Source organism: Yersinia sp. J1, from assembly GCF_050586585.1.
Lineage (GTDB): Bacteria > Pseudomonadota > Gammaproteobacteria > Enterobacterales > Enterobacteriaceae > Yersinia > Yersinia entomophaga.
Map to the genome: position 1 here is coordinate 38,545 of NZ_JBOBDP010000012.1, position 12,423 is coordinate 50,967.

Below are 12,423 nucleotides of genomic sequence, written 5' to 3' on the forward strand. Positions count from 1 at the left end.
AAAATAAGACCATGGAGAGGCGGTTCATCAATCAAAACAGTCAGCAGGGTTTGAGCTTACCTGAGGTCATGATAGCGGTTTTGTTATTGTCAGTTTCCTTACTCGGAGTATTGCAATATCACCAAATATTGTTGCAGGGTTTTTATCGGGAATGGCATGGAAAACAGGCGTGGCTTTTAGCTCAGTATGAAACCGAGTCTTTTATGACCAGGGAACTTGCAGAGTCAATGACGTGGCCACCGAAGACAGGCTGGCAACGTACAGGCTGGCAACATAACAGTGTGATTACGCGGGTTGATGACTTGTGCGAGAGGTTAAACGTTGAGATCCTTACGCCGCTGCGACAGCGAGTCGAGCTTTATCGGCTTTACTGTTATCGGGGAAGTAAGGGGTTATGAATCTCTTATAGGTTTATAACCTGTTACATTAGGCTATGTCAGGCTAGAGTATTGGGTACTAGAGGGAATTCATCAGGAATGACCCGATTGACCTATAGATTATATGCGCCATTTGGGAGTCGCGATGTTCACGGTTTATCATTCTAATCAATTAGATTTACTCAAAACGCTGACTACGGCATTGATAGAAAGAGATCCGTTGGATAATCCCTTTGAGCCGGAAGTTATTTTGGTGCAAAGCCCCGGAATGGCGCAATGGCTACAGATGCAATTGGCACAACAGTTTAGCATTGCGGCTAATATCGAGTTCCCGCTGCCCGCAACATTCATCTGGGATATGTTTACTAAGGTATTACCTGGCATACCGAAAGAAAGCGCCTTCAGCAAAGATGCCATGACTTGGAAACTGATGTGGCTACTTCCCGATTTACTAAACGAACCCGTCTTTTCGTCGCTACAGCGCTACCTGAGTGACGATGGCGATAAACGAAAAATTTATCAGCTAGCGGCGCGGGTCTCTGACCTGTTTGACCAATATTTGGTATATCGACCCAAGTGGCTGGAGGCTTGGGAGCAAGGGCTTAGAGTCGACGGTCTGGACGAGGCTCAGGAATGGCAGGCTCCGCTTTGGAAAGCTTTAACCGAATATACACGTCAGCTTCAGCAGCCAGAATGGCATCGTGCCAATCTTTATCAACGGTTTATTCGCACCTTACTTGAAACCGACGTTTGCCCTCCGGGTTTGCCTAAACGAGTCTTTATCTGTGGTATTTCTGCATTACCACCAATCTACCTGTCGGCGTTGCAAGCCTTAGGTAAACATATTGATATTCACCTGATGTTCACCAATCCTTGCCGCTATTTTTGGGGCGATATCCAGAATTACGCTTTTCTGGCAAAGTTGCAGAGCCGTAAACGTCGACATTATCGCGAAAAACTGGAGTTAAGCCTATTCCGTGAGCCGGAGAATGCTGCACTACTGTTTAACGAGGAAGGGGAGCAAGAGCTAAGTAACCCTCTTTTGGCTTCTTGGGGACGCTTGGGGCGCGACCATATGTATTTGTTATCTCAGGTCGATGAGATTCAAGAGGTACATGCTTTTGTCGATATTGAGCCTGATAATCTGCTGCACGCGATTCAACACGATATGCTGGAGCTAGAAGATCACGCCGTTATTGGTACAACCCCAGAAACGTTAGCCTCCAGCGATAAAAAACGTCTTTTGGATCCGTCTGATCGTTCTATCTGCCTGCATATCTGTCACAGCCCACAAAGAGAAGTCGAGGTCTTACAGGATCAACTCTTGGCCATGCTGGAGGAAGATCCCAGTTTGACGCCAAGAGATATCATTGTGATGGTTGCGGATATAGATAGCTATACGCCTTATATTCAGGCGGTTTTTGGTAATGTTTCTGCCGATCGTTACCTGCCTTTTGCTATCTCAGATCGGAAAGCCAGTCAGGCACATCCTGCGCTGCAGGCTTTCATTACCTTGCTGGACCTGCCTCAAAGCCGTTTTACCTCCGAGCAGGTATTGGCGCTACTGGAAGTTCCAGCCCTAGCTAACAAATTTGGTATTGATGAACACGGGCTGCGACGCTTACGCCAGTGGGTCGGTGAATCCGGCATTCGTTGGGGGCTGGATGATGATAATGTCCGCGAATTATCGTTACCGGCTACGGGGCAGCATACCTGGCGCTTTGGATTGACTCGCATGTTATTGGGTTACGCGATGAGCAGTGAGGCCGGCGATTGGCATGATGTTCTGCCATATGATGAAGCCAGTGGTCTGGCGGCAGAAATAGTTGGGCAATTAGCCGAAATGCTGATGCAACTGAGTCGTTGGAGGCAGCAATTGAGTGAGGCGCGAACGCTGGCGGAATGGTCGCCGCTATGTCGCCAACTGCTCGATACCTTTTTTGAACAGGATAATGAAACTGAAGCGGTGCTTGCTCTGATTGAGCAGCAATGGTTAAAAGTGATCGGTTATGGCATTAGCGCCCAGTATCCTGAATGTGTTCCCCTGACTTTACTGCGAGAAGAACTGGCTTCTCGGTTGGATAACGAGAGAATCAGTCAGCGGTTCCTGGCAGGGCCAATAAACTTCTGCACATTGATGCCGATGCGCTCAATCCCATTCAAAGTGGTTTGCTTGTTGGGAATGAACGACGGTGTCTACCCGCGCACTCTGCCCCCGTTGGGCTTTGATTTGATGGCTAAACAAATTCAGCGTGGAGATCGCAGCCGTCGGGACGACGACCGCTATCTGTTCCTCGAGGCTCTACTGTCAGCACAACAGCGTCTGTATATCAGCTATATCGGGCGTTCGATTCAGGATAATAGTCTGCGCTATCCATCGGTACTGGTGAGTGAATTGATCGAATATATCGGTCAGAGTTTCCATCTTCCCGGCGATGAGTCTGTTAGCGTGGATGAAAGCGCACAACAGGTTATTGATCACTTACAAAACTGGCATGCGCGAGTACCCTTCGCGATAGAGAACTTTATTCAGGGTAGTGAAATGCAAAGCTATGCGGTGGAATGGTTGCCTGCTGCAGGCGCAAAGGGGAAGGCTCATCCTGATTTTAATCAGCCGCTCTCGCCGGAGCCAGTACAAGAACTGCTACTGGATGACTTAACCCGCTTTTATCGTCACCCGATTCGAGCCTTTTTCCAGCGTCGTTTGGGGGTTAACTTCGTTATCGAAGAGACGGAATTACCAGACGAAGAGCCATTCACGCTGGATAATCTCAGCCGTTATCAACTAAATACTCAGTTATTGAATGCATTAGTAGAGCAGTCAGATGTTGATAAAGTTTTTGCTAGAGCGCGAGCGAGTGGCGATCTTCCTTTCGGGGCATTTGGCGAGATTTACTGGCGCGGTCAGCTCGAAGAAATGGCCTTGCTTGCCGAGCAAGTCAGAGAGGAGCGCTGCGAGACATATAGCCTTGAATTAAATATCACTGTGGAAAACATGTCTATCACCGGCTGGATACATCAGGTGCAAGCCGATGGATTAGTTCGCTGGCGGCCAGCGGCTCTAACCGCAGTGGATGGGTTGCTTCTTTGGGTTGAACACGTGGTTTACTGTGCAGCGGGCGGAAAAGGCGAAAGCCGAATGTATGGTCGAAAAGGAACCGCATGGCGTTTTGGGCCTCTGGAGGCCTGTGAGGCTCAGGCTAATCTGCAGATATTACTCGAGGGTTACCAAAAAGGAATGAGCCGACCATTATTGCTTTTGAGCAAAAGTGGCTGGGCTTGGCTCAGTCAGTGTTTTAATGCGGAGTCTGGACAAATTCTGTGGGATGAAGACACGCAGGAAAAAGCCCGCAACAAGCTTTTATTGGCTTGGCAGGGATCTCAGCAAATAGCTGGAGAGGGAGAAGATCCTTACATTCAACGAGTTTTCCGCCACATGGACAGCGCTCGTCTGGCGATGATTTTACAAGAAACGGAACGTTACTTATTACCTGTTGCGCAGCACAATCGAGTTTAACAACAATTGGGCGGTGAAGAGTAAATGGCAATAGTATTCGAACTTTTTATTTAGCTGTTCACCTTTTGCTAACTGATTGTTTTATTGTCCTAAATATTACATTTTTTGAGATTTGCTGATGAGTATCAGCCTGTGGAAAAACTAGGTGCCAAACGTTTGGTACTCAACAAACGCGACAAAATTCTGGTGCCATATTTTTAGGGTCATGGGAGAAAGGAATGCACAAACAGCTTACCCGTATCGCCGGTGTAATTTTCTTATTATGGTTGTGGATGCCGGTTAGCTGGGCTTCGACAGGTTGGCAACCATTAGCGGAAACCATTCATAAAAGCCAACACGATCAACGCAAATATCAGGCAATAAAACTGGCTGACGGTATGACGGTACTTTTGGTTTCTGACCAGGATGCGCCTAAGTCTTTGGCTGCTTTGGCGCTGCCTGTTGGCACGCTGGAAGATCCTGATAATCAGTTGGGGTTAGCTCATTACCTTGAACATATGGTTCTTATGGGGTCGAAGCGATTCCCTGAACCGGGAAATCTTTCGGAATTCCTGAAAAAACACGGTGGTAGCCACAATGCCAGCACGGCTTCTTATCGCACAGCATTTTATCTGGAAGTGGAAAATGACGCCTTAGCACCTGCGCTCGAACGTTTGGCCGATGCTATTGCCGAGCCTCTGCTGGATCCGATTAATGCCGATCGTGAGCGTAACGCGGTCAATGCCGAACTGACTATGGCCCGTTCTCGTGACGGTATGCGCATTGGGCAAGTTAACGCAGAAACGCTCAATCCGGCTCACCCTAGCGCTCGTTTTTCCGGTGGAAATTTGGAGACGCTGAGAGATAAGCCTGACGGAAAGTTGCACGATGAACTGTTAGATTTTTATAAGCGTTATTATTCCGCAAACCTGATGGTTGGCGTAATTTATAGTAACCAGCCTCTGGATAAGCTGGCTCAGTTAGCGGCAGATACGTTTGGTCGTATTCCTAATCATGATGCCAAGGTTCCACCTATCACCGTACCTGTGGTTACCGCTGAGCAAACCGGCATCATCATTCACTATGTTCCCGCACAGCCGCGTAAGCAGCTGAAAATTGATTTTCGCATCGACAACAATAGTGCCGAATTTCGAAGCAAGACAGATACTTATATTAGTTATCTGATTGGTAACCGTAGCAAAAACACCTTATCTGATTGGCTACAAAAGCAGGGGCTTGCCGACTCGATCAACGCAGGGGCCGATCCTATGGTTGATCGCAACGGTGGAGTATTTTCAATCTCAGTATCCTTGACAGATAAAGGGCTGGCACAGCGAGATTTAGTCGTTGCGGCTATTTTTGAATATCTGAAAATGTTGGCCAAAGAAGGCATTAATAAAAGCTACTTTGACGAAATTGCACATGTATTGAACCTGGATTTCCGTTATCCATCTATCACTCGGGATATGGATTATATTGAGTGGCTGGTGGATATGATGCTGCGAGTACCGGTCGAGCATACGCTTGATGCGCCTTATCTGGCCGATCGTTTTGATCCTAAAGCCATTGCAGCACGATTGGCGGAAATGACGCCGGAAAATGCCCGAATCTGGTACATCAGCCCTGATGAACCACATAACAAAACGGCTTACTTTGTTGATGCACCTTATCAGGTGAACAAAATCACGCCGCAGCAGTTGAAAGAGTGGCAAAATTTAGAACAAAAAGTCGCGCTCTCTTTACCGACGCTAAATCCTTATATTCCTGATAATTTTTCTTTGGTTGAAGTCGATAAAAAAATGACCCGACCAGAGAAAATCGTCGATCAGCCAGGTTTACGGGTGTTCTATATGCCTAGCCAGTATTTTGCCGATGAACCTAAAGCGGATATCTCTCTCGCATTCCGTAATCAACATGCGCTGGACGATGCTCGTCATCAGGTATTGTTCGCTCTGACAGACTATCTGGCTTCACTTTCTCTCGATCAATTGAGCTATCAGGCATCTATCGGTGGCATTAGCTTCTCGACCGGGCCGGACAATGGTTTATACGTCAATGCCAATGGTTTTACTCAGCGTTTACCTCAGCTATTGACCTCTTTAGTCGTAGGGTACTCCAGCTTCACTCCGACAGAAGAGCAGTTGGCGCAGGCTAAATCCTGGTATCGCGAACAGCTGGCTATTGCGGATAAAGGAAAAGCATTTGAACTGGCGATTCAGCCGATAAAAATGCTTTCTCGCGTGCCTTATACCGAGCGTAGTGAAAGAAGTAAGCTCCTCGATACGATCACAGTGCAGGACGTGATCGCTTACCGTGATAGTTTACTTAAGGAGTCTGCGGTTGAAATCCTGGCTATCGGGAATATGGCACCTAAACAGGTTAGCGAGTTAGCTGAAGCCCTGAAAAACCAGCTGGGTTGCATTGGCACAAATTGGTGGACCAACGAAGACGTAATCGTTGATAAGGTGCAGCTGGCCAATTTACAACGAATTGGTAGTAGCACTGATGCGGCTCTGGCTGCGGTATATATTCCTACTGGCTATGATGAAATCAAAAGCATGGCTTACAGCAACCTGTTGGGGCAAATCATTCAACCGTGGTTCTACGACCGGTTGCGTACCGAGGAGCAGTTAGGCTATGCCGTCTTTGCCTTCCCGATGTCGGTAGGGCGTCAATGGGGAATAGGTTTCTTGCTGCAAAGTAATAGCAAGCAACCTAAGTACCTCTATCAACGCTATCAGGCTTTCTATCCTCAGGCTGAGAAGCGTTTGCGGGATATGAAACCGGCAGATTTCGAGCAGTATAAGCAGGGACTGATTAACCAACTGCTGCAACGCCCGCAGACGTTGGGTGAAGAAGCCAGCCGCTTCAGTAATGACTTTAATCGAAATAATTTTGCTTTTGATACTCGAGATAAATTGATCGCTCAGGTTCGGCTAATTAATAACGCCGAGCTAGCTGACTATTTCCAGCAGGCAGTGATTAAACCTCAGGGGCTTGCGTTGCTTTCTCAGGTTAAAGGTAACGGAAAGGATGTGGGGAGTTATGCTGCTCCTAAAGGGTGGAAAACTTATCCTAACGTGTCCTCGTTACAGCAAACTCTGCCACGGAAAGTATTGGTGCCATGATGACAAATTCTCCCCAACGCCTTGAACCGCTGACTTTACCGCTTTATGGCGAACGCCTGATTGAAGCGTCGGCCGGTACGGGTAAAACTTTTACTATCGGATTGCTCTATTTACGATTGTTACTCGGATTGGGGGGAAGCTCCGCTTACCCACGCCCGCTGACCGTAGAGGAAATCTTGGTGGTAACCTTTACCGAAGCAGCGACCGAAGAGTTGAGGGGGAGAATCCGTAACAATATTCATGAATTACGTATCGCCTGTGTGCGAGGGCAGAGTAGTAATCCCGCGCATCGGGCGTTATTGGCAGAGATCACGGATTTACCCGCTGCTGCGGCGTATCTACTTGCGGCCGAGCGGCAAATGGATGAAGCCGCGATTTATACCATTCATGGTTTTTGTCAGAGGATGCTGGCTAATAACGCATTTGAATCCGGGATTCTGTTCGAACAAAAACTGATTCAGGATGAATTACCGCTGCGGCGGCAGGCCTGTGCCGATTTTTGGCGTCGTCACTGTTATCCATTGCCTTTGGCTGTTGCCACGGTAGTGAGTCAGGAATGGAGTGGACCAGAAGCGTTACTCAAAGATTTATCTGCATATTTACAGGGGGAGGCGCCTAAGCTGCGACAAACTCCTGGGGATGACGAAACGATTCTCAGCCGTCATCAGCAGGTCATCACGAAGATCGATGAGTTAAAAGAATTCTGGCGTCAAAGCGCCCATGAACTGGCTGCTTTGATTAGCGAATCAGGGGTTGATAAGCGTAGTTACAGCAGTAAACATCTCCCCAATTGGCTTGAGAAAGTTGGGCTATGGGCCGAGCAGGAAACCCTAGACTATCTCTTGCCCAAAGAATTAGAGAAGTTTCGCCAGACAGTTTTGTTTGAAAAAACCAAAAAAGGTGCGGTTCCTGAACATCCACTATTTACCGCGATTGACGTTTTGTTTGAACAACCCTTAACGCTGCGAGACCTGATTTTGGCTCGAGCTATCAGCGAAATTCGAATGAGTGTTCAGCAGGAGAAACGGCAGCGGGCAGAGCTCGGTTTTGACGATCTTCTCAGCCGTTTGGATGCTGCTTTACAGCAGCCGGGCGGTGAAATGTTGTCTGACGCTATCCGGCAGCGTTATCCCGTTGCAATGATTGATGAATTTCAGGACACCGATCCTCAACAATACCGCATCTTCAATACGCTGTATGGCCGCCAGAAAGATTGCGGTCTGTTGCTTATCGGCGATCCCAAACAGGCGATCTATGCATTCCGTGGTGCGGATATCTTTACCTATATTCGTGCTCGCTCTGAGGTTAATGCTCACTACACGTTGGAAACCAACTGGCGTTCATCTTTTCCGATGGTTCGTTCGGTAAACCGCTTATTTAGCCGAGTTAAAGCGCCTTTTTTATTCGAGCAAATACCCTTTATTGAAGTTGCGGCGGCAGAGAAAAACCAGGTATTGGATTTCCAGATTGAGGGTCTTACGCAGCCTGCACTGCATTTCTGGTTACAGCATGGTGATGGCGTTGGTGTGAGTGAATATCAGCAGCTTATGTCTCGCCAATGTGCCGTGCAGATTCGTGATTGGCTAACCGCCGGGCAGCATGGAAAGGCGATTTTACAGACACCGGATGGGCCGCGTCCGGTACAAGCGTCGGATATCACTATTCTGGTGCGTAGCCGCGCGGAAGCTGCGTTAATACGTGATGCCTTAAGTCTGCTTTCTATTCCTTCGGTGTATATGTCCAACCGAGACAGCGTATTTGATACCCCAGAAGCCAAGGATTTATTGTGGTTGTTGCAGGCGGTATTGGCACCAGAGCAAGAAAGGGCATTACGCAGCGCTATGGCGACCAGTTTGCTGGGGCTGGATGCGCAGATGTTAGATGCCCTTAATCACGATGAAAAAGCTTGGGATGCGTTAGTTGAGGAGTTTGATCGCTATCGCCAACACTGGCAAAAACGTGGTGTTTTACCGATGCTACGTGAGCTTATTGCGCGTAGGGGATTGGCTGAAAATCTGCTGGCTACGGCTGGTGGTGAGCGGCGGCTGACTGACGTGTTGCATTTGGGGGAGTTATTGCAGGAAGAAGAATCGCAGTTAGAAAGTGAGCATGGTCTGGTTCGCTGGCTGGCTCAACAGATTGCTCAGCCCAACCATCAATCGGAAAATCAACAGTTAAGGCTCGAAAGCGATCGCCATTTGGTGCAGGTCATCACCATTCATAAGTCGAAAGGATTGGAGTACCCCTTGGTCTGGTTGCCTTTTGTGGGCAATTTCAGGCAGCAACAGGATGTGTTGTACCACGATAGAACCAATTTTGAAGCCCTGCTGGATTTGAACGCCAGTGACGAGAGTAAGCAACTGGCTGAAGAAGAGCGGTTAGCTGAAGATCTTCGCCTGTTATACGTTGCCCTTACCCGCTCGGTTTATCACTGTAGCATAGGTATTGCTCCCCTCATTAAAGGTGGCCGGAAAAAACAGGGGGAGAGTGATATGCATCTCAGTGCTCTCGGTTACCTGGTTCAAGCTGCGCAGGCAGGAGACGCCGTTTACCTGGCTGAAAAACTGGCTGAATTATCCGATGAGGATATTGCGGTCACCGTGGTCGAACGGCTGGATGATCGTCAGTGGCAGCAGCAAAACGAACCTATGCCCGAGCTGGCTGGTCGTACCTTCTCCCGCAGAATGTTCGATAACTGGCGTGTAACCAGTTATTCGGGGTTACAACAACACGGCTCGTCCAAAAATATCAGTATTCCGGCAGACGATGTGTTACCTCAGGAGCTATTACCGAAGCTGGACACCGACGCTGCTGGAGAACAAGGGCCTACGGAAGAAGCGGGTTTGACGGCTCATACCTTCCCGCGAGGCGCTGCGCCTGGAACCTTTTTACATGATTTACTGGAACCTTTGGACTTCAGTCAGCCCCTCGACGAAGCCTGGTTAGCTGAGCAACTACAGCAGCAGGGGCTAGGGGATGAATGGCAACCGGTTTTGTATCAATGGATTACCGATATCCTCACTACGCCGTTAAACAATACAGGCGTGACATTGAGCCATTTATCACCGAAGGAGAAGCAAGCAGAGCTGCAGTTTTACCTACCTATCGAGCGTTTATTGCAGCCAAATGAACTGGATGCTTTGGTCAGGTACTATGACCCTCTATCCGCCCGTTGCCCCAAGCTGGATTTCCAGCAGGTTCAAGGAATGCTAAAAGGTTTTATCGATCTGGTATTTTGCTGGCAGGGTAAATATTATCTGTTGGACTACAAATCAAACTGGCTGGGGGAAGATAGCAGCGCCTATACCAGAGAGGCGATGGAACAGGCTATGGCTGAACATCGCTATGATTTGCAGTATCAGCTCTATACCTTGGCTCTGCATCGTTATTTGCGCCATCGTTTACCCGACTATGAGTATCAGCGGCACTTTGGCGGCGTGATTTATCTCTTTTTACGTGGTGCCGACAGCCAAAAACCCGGAAACGGCGTTTTTGACTGTCGGCCGGATATCGCCTTGGTTGAAGGAATGGATCGCCTATTTAGCGGGGAATCCGTGAACGTAGAAGGAGAGTCAGTATGATAACGCTGCTGGAACAGGCGGTTAGCGACAAACTATTGCGCCCGTTAGACGTTCAGTTTGCACGGATGATTGCCACTGATAATTCTCCTTTAATCCAGTTAGTAGCAGCATATTTAAGCGCTGAAACCGGAGCCGGGCACGTTTGCCTGCCTTTAGATAGATTGCATCCGGAACGACTGTTTTGCGGGCGCCAGCCCGATTTGGCTCATGCGTTATGGCAAGCTGCCGGCGAACCGGATGCTGCAGATTTGCAGGCTGCGTTAGAAAATTCGGATGCAATCAGTGATGGCTCTTTACCTACGCCTTTGGTATTACAGCAGGAACGCCTCTATTTGCAGCGTATGTGGCAGAGTGAGGGCGATGTAGCAGATTTTATTGCCCGTGATGAAGTGAATGAACCAATCGATGAGAAACGGTTACGAGGGATTCTGGATAACCTGTTTGGTTCGTCATCGAGTGAAATCGATTGGCAGAAGGTGGCTGCGGCTGTTGCCGTGACTCGCCGAATTTCGGTGATTTCCGGCGGGCCAGGCACCGGAAAAACGACTACGGTGGCCAAGCTGTTAACGGCGCTGGTGCAATTGAATGAAGTGAAAAGATTGCGTATTCAATTGGCTGCCCCGACCGGGAAAGCTGCCGCGCGATTAACGGAATCATTAGGTAAGGCCAGTAGCGCTCTGCCGCTCAGTGAAAACGAAAGAAAGCTGTTTCCCGATCAGGCCTCAACGATACATCGCCTGCTTGGCGCTCAACCCAATAGCCAACGTTTACGCTTTCACCGGGGAAATCCGTTGAATTTGGATGTATTGGTGGTAGACGAAGCATCGATGGTTGATTTACCTATGATGGCAAAATTGATTGCGGCACTGCCACCGCAGGCTAGAGTGATTTTCCTCGGAGATAGGGACCAATTGGCATCGGTTGAAGCCGGTGCCGTTTTAGGGGATATCTGCCGGCTGGTAGAGTCAGGGTATAGCCCAAAGCGGGCAGAAGAGCTGACGCGTCTGACCGGTTGCCAGCTTGCTGGAACTGCTATCGATAACGCGGCAAATATACGCGATAGCCTGTGTTTGCTCCGGAAAAGCTACCGTTTTGATGAGAAATCCGGCATTGGACAACTGGCGTTAGCGGTCAACGCGGGTAAGCCTCGTGAGGCACTCTCCATATTGAATGGCAACTTCGAAGATATTGAGTATTTCCCGTTATCTGACGCTGAGGACTACCAACTTCTATTACACCATAGCCTCGTCGGTTATCAGCGTTATTTGCAGCAGGTGGTTGAGGGGGCCGATCCCGCTGTTATATTGACTGAATTTGGTCGTTATCAGTTGCTTTGTGCGCTTCGAACCGGGCCATTTGGCGTTAGCGGTCTGAACGAACGAATTGAGCAGATTCTCAACCAGAAAGGATTGATTCGCCGGATTCCTGGGCCATCAGGTCGCTGGTATCTTGGCCGGCCTGTAATGATTGACCGCAATGATAGCGCCCTTGGGTTATTCAACGGCGACATTGGTATTGCTTTATATGACTCTGAAGGCGATTTACGCGTTCATTTCCAGTTACCTGATGGCAGCATTAAATCGGTACAACCGAGTCGTTTGCCCAGCCATGAAACAGCCTATGTGATGACTGTGCATAAGTCTCAGGGATCGGAGTTTGAGCACACGGCGTTAGTTTTACCGAACCATTTTCTTCCGGTAGTCACCAGAGAATTGGTTTATACGGCGATAACCCGTGCTCGGAAGCACTTAACGCTCTATTGCACTGATAAGGTATTGACCAGCGCAATATTGACTCCAACTCAGCGACGCAGTGGTTTGGTGGAACGCTTAATTCGCTAG

5 protein-coding genes are annotated in these 12,423 nt (G+C 48.7%); all 5 read left to right on the forward strand.

Features of this window, described 5'->3' with window-relative positions:
* The first annotated feature begins 11 nt into the window (after positions 1–11).
* The 5 genes from ACQ4OC_RS15110 (at position 12) to recD (ending at position 12,423) form a co-directional block, all read left to right on the forward strand.
* Positions 12–398 (forward strand): prepilin-type N-terminal cleavage/methylation domain-containing protein, encoded by a 387-nt coding sequence (locus ACQ4OC_RS15110; RefSeq protein ID WP_064518341.1) that lies wholly within the window; start codon positions 12–14, stop codon positions 396–398.
* 124 nt (positions 399–522) lie between these two features.
* On the forward strand, positions 523–3,894 hold the full coding sequence (gene recC / locus ACQ4OC_RS15115; RefSeq protein WP_430971317.1) for an exodeoxyribonuclease V subunit gamma: 3,372 nt from the start codon (positions 523–525) through the stop codon (positions 3,892–3,894).
* Between the two features lie 218 nt (positions 3,895–4,112).
* On the forward strand, positions 4,113–7,001 hold the full coding sequence (ptrA, locus tag ACQ4OC_RS15120; RefSeq protein WP_064514827.1) for a pitrilysin: 2,889 nt from the start codon (positions 4,113–4,115) through the stop codon (positions 6,999–7,001).
* The gene (gene recB, locus ACQ4OC_RS15125; RefSeq protein ID WP_120806847.1) at positions 6,998–10,582 is read left to right on the forward strand and encodes an exodeoxyribonuclease V subunit beta; all 3,585 of its coding nucleotides are present in this window, start codon (positions 6,998–7,000) and stop codon (positions 10,580–10,582) included. Before ptrA ends, recB begins: the two co-directional genes overlap by 4 nt.
* The gene (recD, locus tag ACQ4OC_RS15130; protein WP_064514823.1) at positions 10,579–12,423 is read left to right on the forward strand and encodes an exodeoxyribonuclease V subunit alpha; all 1,845 of its coding nucleotides are present in this window, start codon (positions 10,579–10,581) and stop codon (positions 12,421–12,423) included. The genes recB and recD overlap by 4 nt, the downstream gene beginning before the upstream one ends.

Excerpts from the sequence above, each read along its gene's own strand:
- recB (WP_120806847.1), top strand. The coding sequence starts at position 6,998 with ATGATGACAAATTCTCCCCAACGCCTTGAACCGCTGACTTTACCGCTT.
- ptrA (WP_064514827.1), top strand. The coding sequence starts at position 4,113 with ATGCACAAACAGCTTACCCGTATCGCCGGTGTAATTTTCTTATTATGG.
- recD (WP_064514823.1), top strand. The coding sequence starts at position 10,579 with ATGATAACGCTGCTGGAACAGGCGGTTAGCGACAAACTATTGCGCCCG.
- ACQ4OC_RS15110 (WP_064518341.1), top strand. The coding sequence starts at position 12 with ATGGAGAGGCGGTTCATCAATCAAAACAGTCAGCAGGGTTTGAGCTTA.
- recC (WP_430971317.1), top strand. The coding sequence starts at position 523 with ATGTTCACGGTTTATCATTCTAATCAATTAGATTTACTCAAAACGCTG.